The organism is Gracilibacillus thailandensis, assembly GCF_010994055.1.
GTDB lineage: Bacteria > Bacillota > Bacilli > Bacillales > Amphibacillaceae > Gracilibacillus > Gracilibacillus lacisalsi.
Genome location: NZ_WJID01000050.1, coordinates 1 through 21,515, shown reverse-complemented (window position 1 = coordinate 21,515; position 21,515 = coordinate 1). Strand labels below are relative to the sequence as shown.

Genomic DNA, 21,515 nt, shown 5'->3' with positions numbered 1-21,515 from the left:
TATAATACCATTCATATATAGATAATGAGAGAGGATGAGAGGGATGGATCAAAAGAGAAACGAATATTTAAAAAAGAAGCAAGACCCTTCCCTAAAATTATTTGTTGTGTTGTCGAAGGCTTATCGAGCAGTTGCCGATCAAGTAGCGAAAGATATTCGAAGCCATGGTTTAAATACAACTGATTTTGGTGTATTAGAACTACTATATCATCAGGGAGAACAACCTTTACAAAAAATAGGGGATAAAATTTTATTAGCTAGTGGAAGTATTACATACGTGGTAGATAAATTAGAGAAAAAAGGGTTAGTTAAGCGAACACCATGTCCTAGTGACCGGAGAATTACCTATGCATCTATTACAGAAAATGGGCAACAGTTGCTTAATGATATATTTCCAGAACATTGGAAACAAATTGAAGCAATTACTGCTGGATTAGATGAAGAGGAGAAAGTAGAAGCGATTAGACTGATGAAAAAACTGGGAATGTATGCAGATCATTTTTCTGAAAAACAATAGAAAATGATAAGTTTATATGTTGTTTGTAGTGGGTAATTATTACTATAGGAGGTTATAGTTAAGGGGGTTACCTACATGCGGGAACAACAGATAGACGTATATGTCAGTGATAATTGTACAGAATGTGATCAACTTGTACAGTACTTAACACAACGGAATATTCCATTTCAGCTAAAAAATACAACAGTAAATAAAGAGAATTTACGGCAATTACAGCAAGAGAACATTTATATAACTCCTACGATTATTATTGATAATGATTATCGAATTATCGGTTTTCAGGAAAGTAAGTTAAAGCAATTACTTAGGTAGTAGCGAACCAATTTCCCTTTATCTGCATAAGCTAATACTAAATTAGCAGATGGAGGGGAGAAAATGGATTACAGATATAGTGGCTTTTCTAATTATCAAAACCCTTATCAGCAGGGGATGCATCCTTATCAGCCGCCAACATATACATCACCAATGCCGATGACACCATTTCAATATTATCAAAAGCCGATGGTACCAAATCCATATGATGGGTTCGACACTCCTTCGCCTTCCTTTTTCGGAAAGCCAAATAATCCGATGCTGCAGTATTTTCAAAATAAAAATGGTGAAATGGATTTGGATAAAGTGTTTAATACCGTGAATCAAGTGGCAAACACTTATCAACAGGTATCACCTTTATTCAAAAATTTCGGTAATATTTTAAAATCTTTTCAGAAATAATGTAAAATGATCCTTGTCGATTATGGCAAGGATTTCTGTTGTGATAGATATTTTATACTGATCATAGTCTCACTTTATTGGGAGGTAGGCAACTAATGACTGCATGTCTTATTATTCATGGGTTTACTGGTGGTCCATATGAAGTAGAACCACTTGCTTATTACATAGAGAAACAGACAGATTGGCATGTAGTAACACCTAATTTACCTGGACATGGCTTAGGTGAGGGAAGGGATTTAGACCTTTTAGATGTATCCTATAAAGATTGGATACATGAAGCAGAACGAGCCTATCTGGAATTGAAGGAAGATCACGATGACATTTATTTGATCGGTTTTTCGATGGGAGGAATGATAGCAGCATACTTAGCAGCAAAGTATACGTGTAAGAAGTTAGTATTGCTATCTACATCAAGAAGGTATATTAGTATTCCACGGATAAGTGTTGATTTAATGAATTTCGCTCAAAAAGCAGTGAGGCGAAAGTTGAAAGAGGATGCCTTGTATAATCACTACCGAACGAAATATGGATCTGTTCCGATAAGGGCAATTCGAGAGTTTTTGAAATGTATGAAATTTACCAAACCATACTTAAAGGAGATTCACTGTCCAGTTTTTATTGCACAAGGAATGCAGGATGGAATGGTGCCATACAAAACAGTACATTATCTGGACAAAGAAATACCAGTTGATGCGGAGATTATTTATTTCCATGATTCAAAGCATCTAATTTGTCTGGGTGAGGATAAAGATGTCGTCATTAATGCTGTCTATCAATTTTTGTTAAAGTAAGACTGCGGTTAACGAGCGCGTGCTCTCGAAGACAAAGTAGAGCGAAAAAGAAAAAAAGTGTCTTCGAGAAGCGTTCTCGAGGACAAAGTAGAGCGAAAATGAGAAAAAGTGTCTTCGAGAAGTGCTATCGAGGACAAAGTAGAGCGAAAAAGAAGAAAAGTGTCTTCGAGAACAAAAGACAGAGGCTAGGTCACCTCTGTCTAATTGTGTTCAATCGTGATTTTCATTTTGCGTTTTCTCCGGGTGCTGGCGATGAAAAGGAGCAGGCCGAAGATGACAATCGTTCCTCCTAGCCACTGGGACCAGGTGATCAGTTCGTTTAGTATGATATAGGCTAATAAGGAGGCGCCGATTGGTTCAAATAGGATTCCCATTGAAATAACGGATGTGCTCACCCATTTTAGTGCCCAGTTAAGCAAATTGAGTCCTAGAATCGTTGGAACGATGGCTAGAGAAAGGAAGATCACCCATTCATTTGGCTCATAACCTGTTAAAGGGTTCGAGACAGAGAGGTTATAGGCAATAATCGTTAATGCTCCGATACTGTACGCTATGAACGTATAGCTCATCACGGAAAGTTTTGTCCGCACACCTTGACCAAGTAAAAAGTAAATCGTAATAAACATTGCTCCTAACAAGGCCAGAAAATCTCCATAAAGGGCTTCACCCGCTATCTGGAAATCCCCCCACGCAATAATAACACTGCCAAAAATGGCAATCAGCATACTAATCACTGTACCGGCAGAAAAACGTTCATGAAAGAACAGATAGGTACCGATAAAGGCGAAGATAGGTTGTAAGGTCACGATTACAGTAGAACTGGCCACAGATGTATACTGAAAGGATTCGAACCAGACGATATAATGAATCGCTAAGCTAATACCAGCAACAATCGTGAGTATCCATTCTCTTTTGGCTAATTTTCTTAATTCATCTCTTCTTTTGAAAAGAATATATGGTAACAATAAAATTGCTGCGAATAACAAGCGGTAATTGGCTGTTACTGCCGAAGGGACTTCTGCGGCTAATTTTACAAGTACCGCAGCTGTAGAAACGGAGATTACACCGATGATAATCGCTATATATGGAATGAATTGCTTATTCACAACATCACCTACAATATTAAAAAATCAATCTTTTTCTTAAGTATAACAATTATTTTAAGAAATCCTAATAATATCTATCCAGTATAAACGCAATTGTTTGAAACGATACGAAATATTATATAGAATTAAAATGAAGAGTGTGTTATGATGTAATAATCCATTGAGTGGTCATTTATAAGCCTCTTCCAAATGTGGAGGAAGGCTTTTTTCATTGTTATTCGTATGTATCTTAGTCAAAGTCAAGATTTATTACGATAACGGCATTTATAAAGTGAAACCTATCAGGGTGTTAGCACCTGAAAAAGGGTAGCTTATCCTACTTTTTTGCAACTTTTTTTAATGTAGATAGTATAACTTGGATACACTGATAATAACGACGAAAAAATGATAATAAAGATGAGATTTATATAGTGAAAAAAGGAGTAGAAATTAATAGTGACAAATTTTAATCAATTAGGTATTTCAGCGTCAATTATGAAAGCATTAGAGAAAATGGGTTTTGAAGAGGCAACACCAATTCAAGCTCAAACGATTCCATTAGGGATGGAAGGTAAAGACGTTATTGGCCAGGCGCAAACGGGTACTGGTAAAACGGCTGCCTTCGGTATTCCGATGATCGAAAAAATTGACCCTAACGAACGTAAAATTCAAGGGTTGATTGTAGCACCTACAAGAGAATTAGCGATACAGGTGTCAGAAGAAATGCATAAACTTGCAAAGTTTAAAGGTGTTCGTACATTACCTGTCTATGGTGGTCAACATATGGAACGTCAAATTAAAGCGTTAAAGGATCGTCCACATATTGTAGTAGCCACTCCAGGCCGGTTATTAGACCACTTACGTCGTCGTACTATTCGTGTTGATCAAGTACACACTGCTGTACTAGATGAAGCGGATGAAATGTTGAACATGGGCTTTATCGATGATATTCGTGATATCTTAAAGGCGATTCCGGAAGAGAGACAAACTTTATTGTTCTCAGCAACTATGCCAAAAGAAATTCGTGATATTGCAGCAACATTGATGAAGCAACCAGAAGAGGTAAAAGTAAAATCAAAGGAAATGACGGTTTCGAATATCGATCAATTCTTTGTAGAAGTACATGAGAAACAGAAATTCGATACTTTGACAAACTTGTTAGATATTCATGTTCCAGAATTAGCGATTATTTTTGGGCGTACCAAAAAACGTGTCGATGAGTTGACGGAAGGTTTGCAAGCACGTGGTTTTCGTGCAGAAGGAATCCATGGTGATCTAACCCAAGGTAAACGGACATCCGTTTTGAAAAAGTTTAAATTCGGTCGTATTGAAATTCTCGTAGCAACCGACGTAGCTGCACGTGGATTAGACATTTCTGGGGTAACCCATGTATATAATTTTGATATTCCACAGGATCCAGAAAGCTATGTGCACCGTATCGGACGTACAGGTCGTGCTGGTAAGATGGGTGAGGCTATTTCGTTTATTACACCAAGAGAAATGCCACACTTGCATTTAATTGAAAAAGTAACAAAAAGTAAAATGAAGCGTATGACAGCACCTAGTTATGATGAAGCAAAACGAGGTCAACAACAGCTGACAGTACAAAAATTAATCAAAACAATTGAAAAGAAAGAACTTCAAGATTATCGTGAGACAGCGAGCGAAATTCTAGACGAATACGATTCTGCAACAGTTGTCGCGGCGGCATTAAAAATGCTAACCAAAGAAAGAAGACAAACACCAGTTACCTTAACATCTGTTCAACCGGTAAGTGTTAAAAAAGGAAACAATAAAGGTAATAACAAAAAATTCAGAAATGATAAACGCGGATTTGGTCGTAAAGGCAAACAGGGAGGCGGCCGTAACCGCAAATTCCAAAACAAACGTAATAATAATAAAAGATAAGAAAAGCGCAGAGCGCCCGCTTAAAAACGTAGCGGCTGGAGCTAATCAACTGAGATAAAGGAATCACTGAGAAAAGCGAACCGATGATGACTTATCGTAGGGCGATTCGTGAAGTCGCCTAGTTTTTGGGCGCTCGGAGCTAGACATCTGCGCAAACTTTATACTTTCCTTACATTAAAAAAGTCCGTTGCAAACCATGCAACGGACTTTTGCTATACACATAATCCCACACTACACTAAAAATATCGCAACGATTGCTAAAATAGGAATACCTAACACTGTCATATAGCCAATAAAGGAAAGTGATTTTACATAGCTGAGTTCTTCTGCGTTTAAGCTGGATGCTACTTCCATCACTTCTGCTTTTGTTTTTTGAATTTGAAGCAGACTGAAAATGATGACAGCTAAAATAATGAGTAAAGGTAAAAGTAAGCTAGCGGTGGATAAGTTTTCCTCACCCATAAACATAAATCCTAAAATAATTAGAAATATCGGAACTGCTTCGATTAAACCAACTTGAATAAAAAAGCGAATTTGATCTTTTTGCAAACCTTTAAAGTGAAATTCATTTCGTTTAATCCGATAAGCTAATCCTTTCATTAATCGCTTAAAGGCAAATAAAATACCTAATCCAGCGATAATGGATGATACGGTAAACAACCAAACTGCTGTCAAAATACATTCTCCTTTCGGTTAAAATAGAGTGGAAATGAATCCGAGTAAAACTAATGCGATCAATATACCAAATAAAACTGGCTTCAAATAAGGTTTGTAACGATAACGTTTTTTGTTCCAACGATTAGGATCAAATCCGATATCGTCATCTTTTACTTTGCGTCTATTTTTCCATGGAGAGAATGGTTGTGTATTTCTCAAGATAACAGGACCGAGTGCAAACCCGGCAATAAATCCGAATAGATGACCTGCGACATTAATGTTTGCTCGGAAAAAGGTCATCACTAATCCGATTACAGAAATGATTAAAATTAGTCGCGCGTTTTGGGGATCAATTAATCTTTTTTCAAAAAAGACCATGAATAAATATAACCCGAATAACCCGAAAATTGCACCTGAGGCTCCAACGTGTGTGTACATAGGATTCGGTTCAACAATATAAGTAAGAATATTTGCAGCAATACCGGCAGTAAAATAAACAATTAAAAACTTTACTTTCCCAAGCATTTGTTCTAATGCTGGCGCAAATAAAATCAGTGAAAAGGAATTAAATAGGATATGACCGAAACCAGCATGCAAAAATATTGGCGTAACTAATCGCCAATATTCACCTTGGCTAATCATCAAATTCCAACCGATGCCCGTTGTATAAATCCATTCCCCTAAACCAGGCACTATCCCAACGACAAGCCAAATAATGACTTGAAACGCAATAATCGCTGAAACAACCGGATAAAAATGTAGAAAATCCCGAAAGCTTTCCGTACGTAAAAACATAGCATTCTCCCTTTTATGGTTAATTGCTTATATTTTAGCACAACTGTAAATGATATGGACAGTAGAATTAACCATTTTAATTATCACCGTAATTAGGCTATACTTACCATATAAAATGGAGTTGATCTAAATGATAAAAGGAATCGGAATTGATATTATAGAGTTGCGACGAATAAAAGAAATAGTAGAACGTCAACCGAAAATGTTGGATCGAATATTAACCAATGCAGAAAAGCAATCGTTAGAGAATCTTCAATCGAATAAAAGAAAAATAGAATTTATCGCTGGAAGATTTGCAGCGAAAGAAGCTTTTTCAAAAGCAAGAGGAACTGGGATTGGACCATTAAGTTTCTTAGATATTGAAATTATCAATCAAAAAAATGGAGCACCTGTTTTGCAATCAAAAGTTTTAAATGCTGAGACATGCTTCGTATCAATCTCTCACAGTGATGATTATGCAGTGGCACAAGTAATAATTGAAAGTGAATCTGCATATTAAGAGAGTTTGTCTCATACTATTTTAGTGCGGGTAGGAGGGAACAAGATGTACATCGTAACCGCGGAAGAAATGTACGAAATAGATCGTTATGCGATTGAAAAAGGGGGAATCGAGGGCAAGGTTCTAATGGAAAATGCCGGATCACAAGTAGCCCAGCAAATCATTCAAAGCTATGATAACAATCAGAAGGTGGCAATTGTAGTTGGCAGTGGAAATAATGGCGGTGATGGTTTTGTTATTGCCCGCTACTTAGCGGAATATAGTTATGATATCTCAGTTTTTCAATTAGTAGCAGATCATAAAATTAAAGGTGATGCAGCCTTTCACAAAGCATTGTGGTTAAATACGTCAGACAAGCTTGTCCATGTGACAGACTCGCATCAGTTAAAGCAAAGATTAGTAGATTGTGATATCGTTATTGATGCGATTCTGGGGATAGGTGTTTCTGGAGCAATTCGTGAGCCAATCCGGAGTATGATCGACGCCATTAATCATTTACCTGTCGAGAAAATTTCGGTTGACATTCCAAGTGGTTTGCCGGCAAATGATGGGCTGGAGGTTGATCTTGCTATTCATGCAGATCAGACATATATCATTGAAGCTCCAAAAGAAACGGCTTTTTGTGAAAAGACTAGTATTTACTATGGCAAATGGGAAACGGTAAAAATCGGTATATCACAGATGGCTTATGCCAAGCATGCATCGAAACAAAGATGGTGCATAAAAAATGTCCGTGCTACTTTTCCGAAACGTGAAAAGTATGCTCACAAAGGATCGAATGGCAGGGGACTGGTGATTGGTGGGCAGCAAACGATGCCGGGGGCAATTGTGTTAGCTGCCAGAGCAGCACTCCGATCAGGTGCGGGGCTGGTAACTGTTGCTACAATCAAGGAGAATCTCCCAATCGTATCGAGTAGTTGTATCGAAGCAACGTATCACCTTTTGCCAAACTTAACGGACCGATTGACAGACCGTGATCTCGAAGCCTTTGAAAAAATAGATGCTATTACATTTGGCATGGGGATCGGACGTGATGACTCTCAGCTGCTCTCTGATTTGATTGAAAAACTAGACAAGCCACTACTAATTGATGCAGATGGTCTGTATCATGCAAAGCCATTATTGGAAACACTGTTGCAGCACAAAGCGCCAATTGTGGTTACACCACATTATGGAGAAATGGCTATGCTGACAAATAAAACTGTTCCAGAAGTAAAGCGGTCGCCTTTTTCTATCTCTCGGCAGTTTGCTGAAAAGTATCAAGTCTATGTCGTGTTAAAAGGTAAGCACACTATTATTACAGCACCGAATGGTGAGCAAATTGTCAGCGATCAAGGGAATGCCGGCTTAGCAAAGGGTGGAACAGGAGACGTTTTGACAGGGATTTTACTCACCATGATTATGCAGCATGAAGAATTGCTGCCTGCTCTTGCAAATGGCTGTTATCTCCATGGTACATCAGCAGATTATCTGGTGGAAGATAACCACACAGAGAGGGATTTATTAGCTACCGATGTGATCGAAGGACTATCGCAAGTATTTCGTACATTATCTTAACGTGTGATCGTGTTCCCTTTGTCCACTTGAGATGAGACAAAGGAGAGATGTCGCGATGAAAAAATATAAAAGTCTGGTAATTGGTATATTATTGCTTATTGTGTTAACAGCATGTGGGGAAAAGTCTAAGGACGATGTTGTAGAGAAACTGGAAGATATCGTGGAGAATATGAGTGCTTATCAATCACAGGCAATGATGACATTGGATACAGGAAAAGAAAAACAGGCATACCGGGTTGAAGTTTCCCATAAGAAAAAAGATTACTATCGTGTACTGTTAAAGAATGAAAATGATGAGGAAAGCAGCCAAATTATTTTACGTAATGACGATGGGGTGTTTGTATTAACGCCAGCATTAAACAAAAGCTTTAAATTTCAAAGTGAATGGCCGGAAAACAATAGCCAGCCATATCTCTTCCAATCATTAATACAAGACCTAGTCGATGACAGTGATGCAACTTTTACGGTGACAGACAGTTATTTTGTCTTTGAAACGAAAACAAGCTATGAAAGTAATAGTAACCTCCCATATCAAACTATTTATTTTGATAAGAAAACTTACGAACCTGTGTTAGTCAAGGTATTGGACCATGATAAAAATCCGTTAGTTGAAGTAGAGTTTACAAACTTTGAGATAGATCCTGATTTACCGGAAAACACATTTGATATGGAAACAAATATGACGAGCAGTATTTTCGGAGTACCTGTAATGGCACAAGAAGATCTGCCATCACAATTAACGGTGCTTTATCCTTCTGAAAATTTAGGTTCAGAGCTGGTCGAAGAGGATCAAATGGACGTCGAAAACGGTAAACGTGTAATGTTATCTTATGAAGGAGATAAAAATTTCACGATTATTCAAGAGACAGTAGACGTGCTCCCAACAAGTACAGCAGTACCAGAAGTAGTAAACGGAGAACCAATTGATCTAAGTTTTACCGTTGGAGCACTTTCTGAGAATTCATTACAATGGCATTACCAAGGGGTTAATTATTATGTCGCAAGTGAACAACTAACTAAAGAAGAAATGAAAGAAGTAGCAAGATCCATGTCAACAGAAGACGCGATGAAATAAGCGAAAGGCAGACTTTTCAAGAAGTCTGCTTTTTTCTGTATCAGCATAGGAATCTTCAGAGAAAACATAAACTGCGAAGTAAAGTAGATATGAACCCCCCCTCTAATTCCTGGAAGCGACGTTCTGTTCCGAGGAAAAAGTCTTCTCTTCCGGGGATAAATGCTTATATCCAGGGAAGGGGAGAAAATATCCCCGGAACAGCAAAGGGTATCTTCGGAAGCGCCGTTCTGTCTAAACAGAACTTTCATTAGTTCGCAGTTTGTATCGAGTGTGCGTTGATTAAAGATATGCCGTGTGCAATCTGGTCTGTTTTAATTTATACCCTTTTTGCTTTAAATGGTTTATAATGGATTGCGTTAGACTCAATCGAAATGAAGGGGTATAAACATGGAACAAAAATTTTACCGTGATTCTTGGGTAGAAGTGAATTTGGATCATATTATATATAATATACAGCAATTAAAGAATAAATTAGCAGATAAAACGAAAATCTATGCAGTAGTGAAAGCAAACGCATATGGACATGGGGATATGGAAGTGGCCAATGCAGCACTTAATGGAGGTGCAACAAGGCTCGCTGTCGCTATTTTAGATGAAGCATTGCGCCTGCGACAAGGAGGTATTACAGCTCCTATTTTAGTTATGGGATGGATCCGTCCAGAAGATGCCAAAATTGCTGCGAAACATGATATTACTGTTACTTGTTATCAGAAAGAATGGCTAGAGGAAGTGCAAAAGCTCACCCTTGCAAAACCGCTCACAGTTCATCTTAAATGGGACACTGGCATGGGGCGTATCGGTATTCGGACAGAACAGGAATTATTAGAAATCATCCCGTTTCTTCAACATGAAAATATTTATTTAGAAGCAATCTTCACCCACTTTGCCACTGCTGATGAAGAAAAACTAGAGCACTTCGAAAAGCAATTAAACCAGTTCGATAAACTATGGACTATCTTTCAAAACAATTGGACACAACATAAGGTGATGGTGCATACCGGAAATAGTGCAGCAAGCATGCGTTTTCCTGAAAAAATGGTTGACTTTGTCCGTTTTGGTATCAGCATGTATGGACTGTATCCCTCACCAGTTGTTAAATTAGAAAAGCCGATTGAGCTAAAGTCAGCACTTGCATTACACAGCCGTTTAATCCATGTAAAAAAAGTAGAAAAAGGAACACCGATTAGTTATGGAGCGACATATTTAGCGAACGAGGAGGAGTGGATTGGCACGGTCCCACTTGGTTATGCGGATGGTATTCGTCGTGCTTTACAAGGTGCACAAGTTTTAGTTAATGGTGAACGATGTACCATTGTCGGCCGGATTTGTATGGATCAATTGATGGTTCGCTTAACCAAACCTGCTAAAGTAGGAGATAAGGTCACCTTAATAGGTTCACAAGGCGGAGAACGTATCGAGATGGACGAATGGGCAGCACATTTGGACACGATTAATTATGAAATTGCTTGTATGATTAGTTACCGAGTTCCAAGAGTATATTCATAATAATTAAAAAAATAGTCGGTAAGACAAGATAATTCTTCAATCTTCTGGTAATACTGAAGATATATTGTAGAAAAAAACGAAAAATTATCAAAAACCCCTTTGCAATGCCTGTTTCGGAATGGTATGATTATAGTGGATTATCATTTTAGGCTTGTCAATGTTGGTGGAGGTGTATGGTTTTGTCTGAAGACTTACAAGAAGTTGCTGTGAGATTACCTAAAAACCTGCTGAATGAGGTGGATGGCTTGATGAAAAGTGAAGATAGCAATTTAAGTGATTTTATTTGCCAGGCAACGAAGACGTATTTACGCGAAACGAAGAAACGCCATATCCAAGAATCGATGCAACGAGGTTATATGGAAATGGCAAAAATCAATTTGAATATTGCTTCAGAAGCTTTTCAAGCGGAAGAGGAGGCAGAAAACACCCTAGAGCGCTTAGTGAGCGGGGTGTAGGTCTTGATTGTAAAAAGAGGCGACGTATACTTCGCCGATCTCTCCCCTGTTGTGGGATCTGAACAGGGCGGTGTGCGTCCTGTATTAGTTTTGCAAAATGATATTGGAAACCGTTTCAGTCCCACTGTTATTGTTGCGGCCATCACAGCTCAGATTCAAAAGGCGAAATTGCCAACACATGTCGAAATTGATGCTGAAAAATATGGCTTTGAACGGAATTCAGTTATTTTATTAGAACAAATTCGTACGATCGACAAACAACGATTGACAGATAAAATAACTCAATTGGACAATAACATGATGGAACGTATAGATAGAGGATTAGAAATTAGTTTAGGCTTAACTGATTTCTAATCCTCTATCTTCAAAACACCCTTGCTACTATAAAAGCAAGGGTGTTTTTGGCAAATAATAGCAAAAAATGACTGTTTGTGTAATCGCGTAAATGATATTAATCGAAAATTAAACTATTTTATTGTAAACTGTTATATACAAAAGAAGAAAATAGTGGAGGTTGGAACAATGCCAGAAACATTACGAAGAATCGTAATAGAGAACAGTGATGTAATTTCTAAAAATTGGTTAGATGATATAACAGAAAAACGTAAATCTGACTACACTTCAACTATATCGGATAACTTGTACCACACTACTAATCAAGAATTCATCAATGTTATTTTTTCTAGTATTAACCGTCAAGGCGATACAGGGGAAATGGATGATTTTGCTGAACGACTCATAAATCTCGGCTGGCCATTAAGTTATATTACAGATGGTCTGCAAACATTTAGAAGAGTTACAATAGATTTTATTTTAAGTCAATCTGAACAAGTAGATACAGAAGAGTTTTCGCGTATTCTGAGTATTGTCGAAAATTGGGTTGAACCAATTATCAATCAGTTGGTGAACCAATATTCAGGAAGTTGGGAACACACTGTTTCATTGCAGAGAATGGCGCTGCAGGAATTGTCTGCTCCACTTATTCCTGTTATGGACAACATTACCGTCATGCCGTTAATTGGAACGATCGACACAGAGCGTGCCAAATTAATTATGGAGAACCTTTTAGAAGGTGTAATGAAACATAATTCTGAAGTTGTATTGATCGATATTACCGGTGTACCAGTTGTTGATACAATGGTAGCACACCATATCATTCAAGCAGCAGAAGCTGTGCGTTTAATTGGAGCAACTTGTATATTAGTAGGTATCCGACCGGAAATCGCTCAAACTATCGTCAATTTAGGTATTGATTTAAGTAAATTTCCGACAAAGAGTTCCTTAAAGAAAGGGTTTAATACAGCATTAAAATTGACTAACCGTGAGATAGTTGATTTAGGTAATTCTAAAGAAGATATAACTAAAATCATTGACTCAATTAAATAGGGAGGTGCTTAATATGAGAATACCAATTTTAAAGCTACAAAATTATTTATTGGTATCCATCCAAATCGATCTTGATGATCAAACGGCAATTGACTTTCAAGAAGATCTGCTTAGTAAAATACATAAAAGTGGCGCATCGGGTGTGGTCATCGATTTAACCTCTGTTGATATAATCGATTCCTTTATTGCAAAAGTATTAGGTGACGTTGTATCTATGTCAGACCTAATGGGCGCAAAAGTAGTGTTAACCGGTATTCAGCCGGCGGTTGCGATGACTTTAATCGATTTAGGAATTCATTTGCAAAACGTTCCTACAGCACTTGATTTAGAACAGGGGCTGATTAAACTTCGCCAGGAACTGGAGGAGTAGTCATGATAACAAAATCAAGTGTACAAATAAATAAAGAATGGGATATTGTAGGAGCAAGACAGATGGGAAGAGAACTAGCAAAGGATCTTGGATTCGGCACAGTAGACCAAGCTAGGATCGCTACTGCAATTTCAGAATTAGCACGCAATATTTATCTATATGCTGAGAAAGGCAAAATAGCCTATGAAACTGTGGAAGATATGAATAAGAAAGGGCTGAAAATCATCGCTTCTGATCAAGGGCCTGGCATTAATGATTTAAGCAAGGTAATGGAAGACGGTTTTTCTACTTCTGGGGGGCTCGGTGCAGGTTTGCCAGGTGTAAAAAGATTAATGGATTATTTTGATGTTGTGTCTGAGCCGGGTAAGGGAACGACCATAACTACGATCAAATGGGTTCGGTAAGCTAGGTTACTAGTATAACTGATTAATAGAAGATTCAATTTACCCCTATACCAAAATGACAATGAAGTAAAAAGTTTGTACTAATCGTAGTTAGGAGGTAATGAGATGGAGCCCTATAAGTTCGATGTCAACAATTATCGGAATTTGTTGAAAAAATATATCGCGTCTCAAGACGAAAAGTCATTGTATCAAGCTGAACAATTTAGTAAGTTATCGATGAAACATAATATATCTCCTGAGGAAATTATTAATGTGCATATACAAGCATTAAAAGAATTATATCCTGATTTACCAACGGAGATAGACTCTTCTATGAACTTCCTTTTAGAAACAATGATTTCTTATGGGTTAGCTTACCAGGAGTTTCAGTCCTTAAGAGAAAAACAAGGAGAGCTAGAGTCGGAAATCTCAATTGCTGCTAATATGCAACAGACTCTACTTTCAACAACGAAACCGGATATAAAAGGCATGGATATAGGTGCGATTAGTGTACCTTCTCATCAAATGAATGGTGATTACTATCATTTTGTAACGGACGAATCTAATAATCTCGGTATTGCAATTGCTGATGTTATTGGTAAAGGGATACCTGCAGCATTAGCGATGTCAATGATCAAATATTCCTTGGATAGTTTCCCGGAAACAATGAGAAACCCTAGTGTGATATTGGAAAATTTAAACCGTGTGGTAGAGCGTAATGTGGACACTAGCATGTTTATCACGATGTTTTATGGATTATTTAATCATGAAACAGGTTCCTTGCAGTTTTCTTCGGCTGGTCACGAGCCAGGGTTTTATTACTGCGCAGCTAAAGATCAATTTCATGAAATCACAACAAAAGGCCTAGTGTTAGGTGTTTCTGATCAGGCAACCTATGAAGAGTTAGAGATTACCATGGAGCCTGATGATATGGTTGTATTGTTAACAGACGGTGTAACGGAATGCCGGATCGGCGAACGATTTATTGAAACAGAAGAAGTGCTTGAAGTGATTCGTCAATATATGCATCTCCCTGCGCAAGAAGCAGTCGAGTCAGTATATCGTCATTTTGAACGTTTACAGGATTTCCAGTTAAGAGATGACTTTACACTTATCTTCTTAAAAAAATAGTTTATCATGCAAAGAAACAGGGAATGGTGAACTGTAAGCCAAAAACCAACATTATGACATGTCTTAACTATCATTCAATAGATGACAAATATGACTGAAAACTTACAGAATGACGAGGAGGTAACCGTTTTGAACTTAAATATTGATCGTAATGATAATGGTGAAACACAAGAGTTAAAATTAGCAGGGGAGATTGATGCCTATACCGCTCCCCAACTAAAAGAAGCTCTTTTGCCATTAACCAAGGCGGAAGGAACGACGGTTATTGTTGATTTAGAGGGCGTTAATTATATGGATAGTACGGGACTAGGAGTATTTATCAGTGCGCTGAAGTCCACCAAAGAATACAATAGTGACTTACGATTAGTCGCCTTACAAGATCGTGTTAGACGATTATTTGAAATTACTGGATTAGATAGCATTATTTATATTGACTCAACGGTACGAGGTGGGAAATAATATGGAATCCTTTGACTTCATTGAAATGAAAGTGCCAGCAAGGGCAGAATATGTAGGAGTAGTGAGGTTAAGTACATCAGGTATTGCCAATCGAATGGGTTTTAGCTACGAAGAGATTGAAGACTTAAAAGTAGCTATATCAGAAGCACTGTCAAATGCCACCGAACATGCCTATAAAACGGAAGATGACGGGGAGGTAACCATTGGTTTTGGTGTTTATCAAGACCGTTTAGAAGTGATGGTTGCAGACCGTGGAGGTAGTTTTGATCTGCAAAAAGTCAAAAAAGATATTGGACCTTATGAAAATAATCAATCCATTGAAGATTTGCGAGAAGGAGGCTTTGGCCTATTTCTTATTGAAGCTCTGATGGACAAGGTAGAGATCAAAAATGATTATGGTGTGATTGTTTTAATGACCAAATACCTCCATGAAAATGAGGTGGATATTAATGACGACCAAATCTCGACCACACAATAATCGTGAGGATGAGATTTACCAGTGGATTCGTGCTTTTCAAGAGAACCCTGAGGATCAAGCGATACAAGAGAAAATTGTCTTAACATATGAAAAACTGGTGAAATCTCTGGCTCGAAAATATGCCAAAAATGAAACGATTTACGAGGATCTCGAACAAGTTGGGATGTTAGGGCTCTTAGCAGCTATTAGAAGATACGATCCAGATGTAGGTAAATCTTTTGAATCGTTTGCTATCCCTACGATTATTGGAGAAATTAAACGTTTTATTCGTGATAAAACATGGAGTGTACATGTTCCCAGAAGAATTAAAGAGTTAGGACCAAAGATCAAAAAAGCAACGGAAGCCTTAACAACTGACAATCAAAAATCACCTTCCATTAAAGAAATCGCTGAATATATAGAAGTAACAGAAGAAGAAGTGCTCGAAACGATGGAAATGAGCCAAAGTTACAACGCATTATCGGTTGATCGAAAAATTGAGGCGGATGCAGATGGTAGTGAAGTATCGATATTGGATTTAGTCGGCAACCAAGAGTCTGGATATGAAGATGTGGATCGTCAATTGTTGCTTGAAAAAATAATGCCTATTTTAAATGAACGAGAACAGGAAATTCTTCGATATACTTATTTTGAGAATAAAAGTCAGAAAGAAACTGGAGAATTATTAGGAATATCACAAATGCATGTATCAAGAATTCAACGTCATGCATTGAAAAAACTGCGTGAAGCACTACAAGCTGAGAATATGGAGGCCATTCGTTAATGCAAAGTAGTCATCAAGTAGAAGTGTCTGTTTTTCAAAAAGCTAAAAAAGGTAATTATTATTGTGGAGACAGCTATTTCTACCATGAGTCTGACGATAAGTTTATCTGTGCGCTAGCTGATGGTCTTGGCAGTGGTGAATTCGCAAAAGAATCATCGCAAATTGTGATGGAAGTGATTCGTGATAATAAAGATGATTCTGTTGCATCAATAATGAGAAAAAGTAATGAAAAGTTAGTGGGAAAACGCGGTGTCGTCTTAGGAATTCTACAAATTGACTTGCAATCGAAAGATTATGCCTATTCTTCGATCGGAAACATAGGTTTAATGACGATAACTACTAATTCGATTAAAAAAAGAAATATTCCGCAGGCTGGCTACTTAAGTGGTTATGAAAGACCGTTCAAAGTGATGACAGACAAGCTAGAACAAGGGATGATTTTTGTCATGTTCTCTGATGGTATAACATCCAAAGAAATATCCAACTCGTATTTTCTTCACAAAGAAGTAGATCATATAACAGACACCTTTGCTTATCTATATCAACAAAAGCTAGATGATGATACTACCCTGATTGCCATGAAATACAACGAGGAATCCCGTTAAAAAACGGGATTCCTTTTTAGTTTATATAAATTGTATAATGGTGCAATATCATTCTTTTGGGGTGTAAAATCGGTGTTGCGAAGAAATGCTCTTTTCAGGTTTTATGTGAACTAACCAATTCTTTTTGTTAAAATAAAGTAGGATTAGTATGAAGGAGGAAACGCTTTGGTAAATAGTGAAGATTATATCCAATTAATTAATGCAGTTACGGATAGGACAAAAATTAATCAAAAAGCAGTAAAAAGTGTTATTCAATTATTAGAGGAAGGTAATACCGTCCCATTTATTGCGCGTTATCGAAAAGAGATGACAGGCTCCCTAGATGAAGTGCAAATTAAAGATATTCAAGATGCATGGAATTACGTCAATACATTAGCTGATCGTAAACAAGAGGTGATCAGACTAATCGATGAACAAGGAAAACTAACAGAAGATTTACAAAAGGAAATCGAACAAGCAACACAATTACAGAAAGTAGAAGACTTGTATCGTCCATATAAACAGAAGCGCCGGACAAGAGCAACGGTCGCCAAAGAAAAGGGCTTAGAGCCATTAGCTGAAACTATCTATAACCAACAAAATATCGATTTGGCTCAAGCTTCTGACTTTTTATCAGAAGAACATGAATTACATACGATTGAAGATGTCCTTGCGGGTGTTCAAGATATCATTGCCGAATGGATAGCAGATGAACCGAAATATCGTGAACACATTCGTAAGCTAACACACCAAAAAGGACTCATTACTTCCAAAGCGAAGAAGCCAGAGTTGGATGAGAAAAAAATCTTTGAAATGTACTACGAGTATAGTGAAGCAGTTAGTAAAATTGTTTCACACCGAATCTTAGCACTTAATCGTGGTGAAAAAGAAGATGTGCTAAAGGTATCGATTGAACCGCCAACAGATGGAGTGATTGAGTACCTTCAAAAACAAGTAATTCAAAAAGATGCAACTGCACAGATAAAAGAATTTATCATTCAAGTAATAGAAGATAGCTATAAGCGGTTAACACAACCATCAGTTGAAAGAGAAATTCGATCTGTTTTATCAGATGGGGCCGAAGAACAAGCAATCGATATTTTCTCTAAAAACTTGAAGAACTTATTATTACAGCCGCCGTTAAAAGGTAAATATGTTTTAGGAGTTGACCCGGCATTCCGAACAGGGTGTAAATTAGCGGTTGTTGATGATACAGGGAAGGTAAAAGCAGTAGATGTGATGTACCCGACAGCACCAAAAAAAGATACGGTAGGTGCAGAGAAAAAGGTTATCAAATTTTTAAAGGAATTCCCAGTGGAGTTAATTGCGATTGGTAATGGAACAGCGTCAAGAGAAACAGAGCAGTTTATCGCAGGTGTGATTGATAAACATCAGTTGGACATTGCGTATATCATAGTTAATGAAGCGGGAGCAAGTGTATATTCCGCCTCCAAATTAGCACGTGAAGAATTTCCTGATTTACAGGTGGAAGAAAGAAGTGCGGTTTCAATTGCCAGACGAATTCAAGATCCCTTGGCAGAGTTAGTAAAAATAGAACCGAAAGCAATCGGTGTTGGACAATATCAACATGATGTTAGTCAAAAAAGGCTAACAGAATCATTAACATTTGTTGTTGAAACAGCGGTTAACCAAGTTGGAGTCAATGTAAATACTGCTTCTTCATCTCTATTACAATATGTATCAGGATTAAATAAGACGGTGGCAAATAATATTGTAAAATATCGTGATGAACATGGAAAATTCACTAATCGAAAACAATTAAAAGACATACCTAGGCTAGGGAACAAAACATATGAACAAAGTATCGGATTTTTACGAGTAGTAGATGGAGAAGAACCATTAGATCGTACCCCGATTCACCCGGAATCATATGCTGCAGCAAAACAGATTCTTACAGAAGTTAATTGTTCGGTTAAAGACTTAGGTACAGAACAATTGAAGGAATTAGTTAATCAGTTAGACAAAAAAGCGTTAGCTAATTCATTAGAAATCGGCCTACCAACTTTAGAAGATATTTTGAAGGCATTAGCGAGTCCAAATCGAGATCCTCGTGATGATTTACCAAAACCACTATTAAAGAAAAATGTATTATCGATGGAAGATCTTCAAAGTGGTATGGAACTTCAAGGTACTGTCCGAAATGTAGTCGATTTTGGTGTGTTTGTCGATATCGGAGTAAAGCAAGATGGATTAGTTCATATTTCGAAAATGTCCAATGAGTTTGTAAAGCATCCCATGGACATTGCCTCTGTAGGAGATGTGATCACAGTATGGGTAGATCAAGTCGATCATGAAAAGCAACGGATTGCCTTAACCATGATTCCATCTTAAAGAAAATATGCTAACCATTTATATTTTCCTGGTGCCGTAAAAAAAGAGAGTAAAGGGTACTTTTCCGGTGCCTTTTACTCCGCTTTATTTTGCTCTTTGTCACAGTAGAAAAACCAGCATTGATTTAATAAACGAATTTGATACTTGTTTTTATGAAGGAATGCGCCTGCTAATTGTCTTTTTAGCCAATTAGGCATGTTAATCATCCTTTAATTAATGATGTTGTTTTATGTTATGTAATATGATAGATAGGTGTGAACGCATGGAAATGATGACACAAAATGAATTAGAGAAGCTTACAAAAGATATATCTAATGAAGTATTTAACAAACCATTTATTGATGAGGTACGTTTTAATAATCGATTAAGAACAACGGGTGGTCGTTATATACCAGCTAAACGAGTAATTGAATTAAACCCTAAGTATTATCAGGAATTAGGATATGATGAGTTTGTTGGTATTATTAAACATGAATTATGTCATTACCATCTTCATATAGAAGGAAAAGGATATCAACACCGTGATCCTGAGTTTAAACAACTTTTAAAAGTAACGAATTCTCCAAGACATTGTAATCCCTTGCCGTCTATGAATAATGATTTTAAGTATCAATATCAATGCTCCTCTTGTTACCATGTATATAAACGACGAAAAAGAATCAATGTAAGAAGGTATCGTTGTGGGAAGTGTAGAGGTAAATTATCATTGGTTCAAAATAAATAAAAAAAATTGATAATTCTATTGACTAAGATGCAAACAATATGATAAATTATATTGGCGTCACTTTGAAAAGACGCTTGTCTTTGATTCAGACAACAACTGAAAAAATAATAAAAAACAGTTGACAATCTGATGTGATTATTATATTATATTTAACGTCGTCAACATGAATTGACTCATTATTCCACAGTAGCTCAGTGGTAGAGCAATCGGCTGTTAACCGATCGGTCGTAGGTTCGAATCCTACCTGTGGAGCCATGGAGAAGTACTCAAGTGGCTGAAGAGGCGCCCCTGCTAAGGGTGTAGGTCGCGTAAGCGGCGCGAGGGTTCAAATCCCTCCTTCTCCGCCATTAACACTTCAAATTAATGGCCCGTTGGTCAAGTGGTTAAGACACCGCCCTTTCACGGCGGTAACACGGGTTCGAATCCCGTACGGGTCATCCCATTTATATTAGAAAATTAATAGGTCCGGTAGTTCAGTTGGTTAGAATGCCTGCCTGTCACGCAGGAGGTCGCGGGTTCGAGTCCCGTCCGGACCGCCATTGTTGGGCTATAGCCAAGCGGTAAGGCAACGGTTTTTGGTACCGTCATGCGCTGGTTCGAATCCAGCTAGCCCAGCCATTTTTTTGACTAAAAATAACTTTAATCATTCGTCGCTATGACGAATATACTATTCCAACCACTTGATCGATTCTTCACAAAGTGGATCGGAATAAAATCAAATGAAGTAGATGTAGTTGAGGATGCTTCTACTGTTTCTCTGATTCTACTATATATGTAGTTTTTGAGGCAGAAAGTGAGCTACCCGTCGTGATTAGCATTGCATCAAGAGCCATTAGCTCAGTTGGTAGAGCATCTGACTTTTAATCAGAGGGTCGGAGGTTCGAATCCTCCATGGCTCACCATCTATATATTGAATTGCATGGATAACGAGCGGTCGTGGCGGAATGGCAGACGCGCTAGGTTGAGGGCCTAGTGGGAGGTAATCCCGTGGAGGTTCAAGTCCTCTCGACCGCATCAAAAAATAAATAAAAACTATTGACTTGGTCAAACGCATTGTGTTATATTAATAGATGTCGCTTTGATAAGCGCCCGTAGCTCAATTGGATAGAGCGTTTGACTACGGATCAAAAGGTTAGGGGTTCGACTCCTCTCGGGCGCGCCATGACCGGGAAGTAGCTCACCTTGGTAGAGCACTTGGTTTGGGACCAAGGGGTCGCAGGTTCAAATCCTGTCTTCCCGACCAGTCGATCACATTATTAGACACTTCTTAATATAATACTTTATACCATGCGGGTGTAGTTTAGTGGTAAAACCTCAGCCTTCCAA

The 21,515-nt window shown here is 37.8% G+C and carries 26 protein-coding genes and 9 tRNA genes; 31 read left to right on the top strand and 4 right to left on the bottom strand.

Annotated features, from left to right (window positions below):
• Positions 1 to 43 precede the first annotated feature (43 nt).
• The 4 genes from GH715_RS14615 (at position 44) to GH715_RS14600 (ending at position 2,022) form a co-directional block, all read left to right on the top strand.
• Entirely contained in the window at positions 44 to 517 is a 474-nt protein-coding gene (locus tag GH715_RS14615; RefSeq protein WP_153835994.1) for a MarR family winged helix-turn-helix transcriptional regulator, read from the top strand.
• 75 nt (positions 518 to 592) lie between these two features.
• The gene (locus GH715_RS14610; protein ID WP_153835995.1) at positions 593 to 829 is read left to right on the top strand and encodes a glutaredoxin family protein; all 237 of its coding nucleotides are present in this window, start codon (positions 593 to 595) and stop codon (positions 827 to 829) included.
• 63 nt (positions 830 to 892) lie between these two features.
• A complete protein-coding gene (locus GH715_RS14605) occupies positions 893 to 1,231 on the top strand; it encodes a YppG family protein (protein WP_018932014.1) in 339 nt (112 codons plus the stop codon).
• A gap of 95 nt (positions 1,232 to 1,326) precedes the next feature.
• Complete coding sequence (locus GH715_RS14600; protein WP_153835996.1) at positions 1,327 to 2,022, top strand: alpha/beta hydrolase; 696 nt, start codon at positions 1,327 to 1,329, stop codon at positions 2,020 to 2,022.
• Between the two features lie 200 nt (positions 2,023 to 2,222).
• Here GH715_RS14600 and GH715_RS14595 read toward each other — a convergent pair whose 3' ends face one another.
• Entirely contained in the window at positions 2,223 to 3,128 is a 906-nt protein-coding gene (locus tag GH715_RS14595; RefSeq protein WP_163578679.1) for a DMT family transporter, read from the bottom strand.
• A gap of 435 nt (positions 3,129 to 3,563) precedes the next feature.
• Between GH715_RS14595 and cshA the strand changes: the two genes are divergently transcribed.
• Positions 3,564 to 5,015 carry a degradosome RNA helicase CshA gene (cshA, locus tag GH715_RS14590; RefSeq protein ID WP_018932011.1) on the top strand — a complete coding sequence of 484 codons (1,452 nt, stop codon included), beginning with the start codon at positions 3,564 to 3,566 and terminating at the stop codon, positions 5,013 to 5,015.
• A 231-nt stretch (positions 5,016 to 5,246) separates the two neighbouring features.
• On the opposite strand, the gene GH715_RS14585 is transcribed toward cshA, so the two are convergent.
• Positions 5,247 to 5,690 (bottom strand): hypothetical protein, encoded by a 444-nt coding sequence (locus GH715_RS14585; protein WP_153835997.1) that lies wholly within the window; start codon positions 5,688 to 5,690, stop codon positions 5,247 to 5,249.
• A gap of 18 nt (positions 5,691 to 5,708) precedes the next feature.
• Complete coding sequence (locus GH715_RS14580) at positions 5,709 to 6,467, bottom strand: rhomboid family intramembrane serine protease (RefSeq protein ID WP_153835998.1); 759 nt, start codon at positions 6,465 to 6,467, stop codon at positions 5,709 to 5,711.
• A gap of 130 nt (positions 6,468 to 6,597) precedes the next feature.
• Here GH715_RS14580 and acpS point away from each other — a divergent pair, with 130 nt between their 5' ends.
• The 15 genes from acpS (at position 6,598) to GH715_RS14505 (ending at position 19,465) form a co-directional block, all read left to right on the top strand.
• A complete protein-coding gene (acpS, locus tag GH715_RS14575) occupies positions 6,598 to 6,966 on the top strand; it encodes a holo-ACP synthase (protein WP_153835999.1) in 369 nt (122 codons plus the stop codon).
• Between the two features lie 45 nt (positions 6,967 to 7,011).
• On the top strand, positions 7,012 to 8,523 hold the full coding sequence (locus GH715_RS14570) for an NAD(P)H-hydrate dehydratase (RefSeq protein ID WP_153836000.1): 1,512 nt from the start codon (positions 7,012 to 7,014) through the stop codon (positions 8,521 to 8,523).
• 55 nt (positions 8,524 to 8,578) lie between these two features.
• Positions 8,579 to 9,598, top strand: coding sequence for a LolA family protein (locus GH715_RS14565; protein ID WP_153836001.1), 1,020 nt, complete (start codon positions 8,579 to 8,581; stop codon positions 9,596 to 9,598).
• Between the two features lie 387 nt (positions 9,599 to 9,985).
• On the top strand, positions 9,986 to 11,104 hold the full coding sequence (gene alr / locus GH715_RS14560) for an alanine racemase (protein ID WP_153836002.1): 1,119 nt from the start codon (positions 9,986 to 9,988) through the stop codon (positions 11,102 to 11,104).
• Positions 11,105 to 11,277: 173 nt separating this feature from the next.
• The gene (locus tag GH715_RS14555) at positions 11,278 to 11,559 is read left to right on the top strand and encodes a CopG family ribbon-helix-helix protein (RefSeq protein WP_018932004.1); all 282 of its coding nucleotides are present in this window, start codon (positions 11,278 to 11,280) and stop codon (positions 11,557 to 11,559) included.
• A gap of 3 nt (positions 11,560 to 11,562) precedes the next feature.
• Positions 11,563 to 11,913: a type II toxin-antitoxin system PemK/MazF family toxin gene (locus GH715_RS14550; protein WP_026287269.1), complete on the top strand. Its 351-nt coding sequence runs from the start codon at positions 11,563 to 11,565 to the stop codon at positions 11,911 to 11,913.
• Between the two features lie 168 nt (positions 11,914 to 12,081).
• Positions 12,082 to 12,945, top strand: coding sequence for an RsbT co-antagonist protein RsbRA (locus GH715_RS14545; RefSeq protein ID WP_153836003.1), 864 nt, complete (start codon positions 12,082 to 12,084; stop codon positions 12,943 to 12,945).
• A gap of 13 nt (positions 12,946 to 12,958) precedes the next feature.
• The gene (locus GH715_RS14540; RefSeq protein ID WP_018932001.1) at positions 12,959 to 13,315 is read left to right on the top strand and encodes an STAS domain-containing protein; all 357 of its coding nucleotides are present in this window, start codon (positions 12,959 to 12,961) and stop codon (positions 13,313 to 13,315) included.
• Between the two features lie 2 nt (positions 13,316 to 13,317).
• Positions 13,318 to 13,719 (top strand): anti-sigma regulatory factor, encoded by a 402-nt coding sequence (locus GH715_RS14535; RefSeq protein ID WP_018932000.1) that lies wholly within the window; start codon positions 13,318 to 13,320, stop codon positions 13,717 to 13,719.
• A 105-nt stretch (positions 13,720 to 13,824) separates the two neighbouring features.
• Entirely contained in the window at positions 13,825 to 14,829 is a 1,005-nt protein-coding gene (locus tag GH715_RS14530) for a PP2C family protein-serine/threonine phosphatase (protein ID WP_153836004.1), read from the top strand.
• Between the two features lie 129 nt (positions 14,830 to 14,958).
• Positions 14,959 to 15,288 (top strand): STAS domain-containing protein, encoded by a 330-nt coding sequence (locus tag GH715_RS14525; protein ID WP_153836005.1) that lies wholly within the window; start codon positions 14,959 to 14,961, stop codon positions 15,286 to 15,288.
• A 1-nt stretch (position 15,289) separates the two neighbouring features.
• Positions 15,290 to 15,766 (top strand): anti-sigma B factor RsbW, encoded by a 477-nt coding sequence (rsbW, locus tag GH715_RS14520; RefSeq protein WP_153836006.1) that lies wholly within the window; start codon positions 15,290 to 15,292, stop codon positions 15,764 to 15,766.
• Positions 15,738 to 16,529 (top strand): RNA polymerase sigma factor SigB, encoded by a 792-nt coding sequence (sigB, locus tag GH715_RS14515; protein WP_018931996.1) that lies wholly within the window; start codon positions 15,738 to 15,740, stop codon positions 16,527 to 16,529. Before rsbW ends, sigB begins: the two co-directional genes overlap by 29 nt.
• Positions 16,529 to 17,134 (top strand): SpoIIE family protein phosphatase, encoded by a 606-nt coding sequence (locus tag GH715_RS14510; RefSeq protein ID WP_153836007.1) that lies wholly within the window; start codon positions 16,529 to 16,531, stop codon positions 17,132 to 17,134. Before sigB ends, GH715_RS14510 begins: the two co-directional genes overlap by 1 nt.
• Positions 17,135 to 17,299: 165 nt before the next feature.
• Complete coding sequence (locus GH715_RS14505; protein ID WP_153836008.1) at positions 17,300 to 19,465, top strand: Tex family protein; 2,166 nt, start codon at positions 17,300 to 17,302, stop codon at positions 19,463 to 19,465.
• A 74-nt stretch (positions 19,466 to 19,539) separates the two neighbouring features.
• Here the strand turns inward: GH715_RS14505 and cmpA are convergent, their stop codons facing one another.
• On the bottom strand, positions 19,540 to 19,662 hold the full coding sequence (gene cmpA, locus GH715_RS14500) for a cortex morphogenetic protein CmpA (protein WP_091485331.1): 123 nt from the start codon (positions 19,660 to 19,662) through the stop codon (positions 19,540 to 19,542).
• A gap of 65 nt (positions 19,663 to 19,727) precedes the next feature.
• Between cmpA and GH715_RS14495 the strand changes: the two genes are divergently transcribed.
• The 11 genes from GH715_RS14495 (at position 19,728) to GH715_RS14450 (ending at position 21,432) form a co-directional block, all read left to right on the top strand.
• A complete protein-coding gene (locus GH715_RS14495; RefSeq protein ID WP_153836009.1) occupies positions 19,728 to 20,189 on the top strand; it encodes a SprT family protein in 462 nt (153 codons plus the stop codon).
• Between the two features lie 180 nt (positions 20,190 to 20,369).
• Positions 20,370 to 20,444: transfer RNA gene (locus tag GH715_RS14490), tRNA-Asn, on the top strand.
• A gap of 1 nt (position 20,445) precedes the next feature.
• A tRNA-Ser gene (locus GH715_RS14485) sits at positions 20,446 to 20,536 on the top strand.
• A gap of 18 nt (positions 20,537 to 20,554) precedes the next feature.
• Positions 20,555 to 20,626: transfer RNA gene (locus GH715_RS14480), tRNA-Glu, on the top strand.
• Positions 20,627 to 20,651: 25 nt separating this feature from the next.
• Positions 20,652 to 20,728: transfer RNA gene (locus tag GH715_RS14475), tRNA-Asp, on the top strand.
• A 4-nt stretch (positions 20,729 to 20,732) separates the two neighbouring features.
• A tRNA-Gln gene (locus tag GH715_RS14470) sits at positions 20,733 to 20,807 on the top strand.
• Positions 20,808 to 20,844: 37 nt separating this feature from the next.
• Positions 20,845 to 20,967, top strand: coding sequence for a hypothetical protein (locus GH715_RS21810; protein WP_276208117.1), 123 nt, complete (start codon positions 20,845 to 20,847; stop codon positions 20,965 to 20,967).
• A 48-nt stretch (positions 20,968 to 21,015) separates the two neighbouring features.
• A tRNA-Lys gene (locus tag GH715_RS14465) sits at positions 21,016 to 21,091 on the top strand.
• 28 nt (positions 21,092 to 21,119) lie between these two features.
• Positions 21,120 to 21,203: transfer RNA gene (locus tag GH715_RS14460), tRNA-Leu, on the top strand.
• Between the two features lie 71 nt (positions 21,204 to 21,274).
• Positions 21,275 to 21,351: transfer RNA gene (locus GH715_RS14455), tRNA-Arg, on the top strand.
• Positions 21,352 to 21,355: 4 nt separating this feature from the next.
• Positions 21,356 to 21,432 (top strand) — tRNA-Pro (locus GH715_RS14450).
• Positions 21,433 to 21,515 lie beyond the last annotated feature (83 nt).

What these genes read in the sequence shown, in the direction of transcription:
- GH715_RS14615 (WP_153835994.1), top strand. Translation starts at nt 44, where the DNA reads ATGGATCAAAAGAGAAACGAATATTTAAAAAAGAAGCAAGACCCTTCC.
- GH715_RS14610 (WP_153835995.1), top strand. Translation starts at nt 593, where the DNA reads ATGCGGGAACAACAGATAGACGTATATGTCAGTGATAATTGTACAGAA.
- GH715_RS14605 (WP_018932014.1), top strand. Translation starts at nt 893, where the DNA reads ATGGATTACAGATATAGTGGCTTTTCTAATTATCAAAACCCTTATCAG.
- GH715_RS14600 (WP_153835996.1), top strand. Translation starts at nt 1,327, where the DNA reads ATGACTGCATGTCTTATTATTCATGGGTTTACTGGTGGTCCATATGAA.
- GH715_RS14580 (WP_153835998.1), bottom strand. Translation starts at nt 6,467, where the DNA reads ATGTTTTTACGTACGGAAAGCTTTCGGGATTTTCTACATTTTTATCCG.
- acpS (WP_153835999.1), top strand. Translation starts at nt 6,598, where the DNA reads ATGATAAAAGGAATCGGAATTGATATTATAGAGTTGCGACGAATAAAA.
- GH715_RS14570 (WP_153836000.1), top strand. Translation starts at nt 7,012, where the DNA reads ATGTACATCGTAACCGCGGAAGAAATGTACGAAATAGATCGTTATGCG.
- GH715_RS14565 (WP_153836001.1), top strand. Translation starts at nt 8,579, where the DNA reads ATGAAAAAATATAAAAGTCTGGTAATTGGTATATTATTGCTTATTGTG.
- alr (WP_153836002.1), top strand. Translation starts at nt 9,986, where the DNA reads ATGGAACAAAAATTTTACCGTGATTCTTGGGTAGAAGTGAATTTGGAT.
- GH715_RS14555 (WP_018932004.1), top strand. Translation starts at nt 11,278, where the DNA reads ATGGTTTTGTCTGAAGACTTACAAGAAGTTGCTGTGAGATTACCTAAA.
- GH715_RS14545 (WP_153836003.1), top strand. Translation starts at nt 12,082, where the DNA reads ATGCCAGAAACATTACGAAGAATCGTAATAGAGAACAGTGATGTAATT.
- GH715_RS14540 (WP_018932001.1), top strand. Translation starts at nt 12,959, where the DNA reads ATGAGAATACCAATTTTAAAGCTACAAAATTATTTATTGGTATCCATC.
- GH715_RS14535 (WP_018932000.1), top strand. Translation starts at nt 13,318, where the DNA reads ATGATAACAAAATCAAGTGTACAAATAAATAAAGAATGGGATATTGTA.
- GH715_RS14530 (WP_153836004.1), top strand. Translation starts at nt 13,825, where the DNA reads ATGGAGCCCTATAAGTTCGATGTCAACAATTATCGGAATTTGTTGAAA.
- rsbW (WP_153836006.1), top strand. Translation starts at nt 15,290, where the DNA reads ATGGAATCCTTTGACTTCATTGAAATGAAAGTGCCAGCAAGGGCAGAA.
- sigB (WP_018931996.1), top strand. Translation starts at nt 15,738, where the DNA reads ATGACGACCAAATCTCGACCACACAATAATCGTGAGGATGAGATTTAC.
- GH715_RS14510 (WP_153836007.1), top strand. Translation starts at nt 16,529, where the DNA reads ATGCAAAGTAGTCATCAAGTAGAAGTGTCTGTTTTTCAAAAAGCTAAA.
- cmpA (WP_091485331.1), bottom strand. Translation starts at nt 19,662, where the DNA reads ATGCCTAATTGGCTAAAAAGACAATTAGCAGGCGCATTCCTTCATAAA.
- GH715_RS14495 (WP_153836009.1), top strand. Translation starts at nt 19,728, where the DNA reads ATGGAAATGATGACACAAAATGAATTAGAGAAGCTTACAAAAGATATA.
- GH715_RS21810 (WP_276208117.1), top strand. Translation starts at nt 20,845, where the DNA reads ATGACGAATATACTATTCCAACCACTTGATCGATTCTTCACAAAGTGG.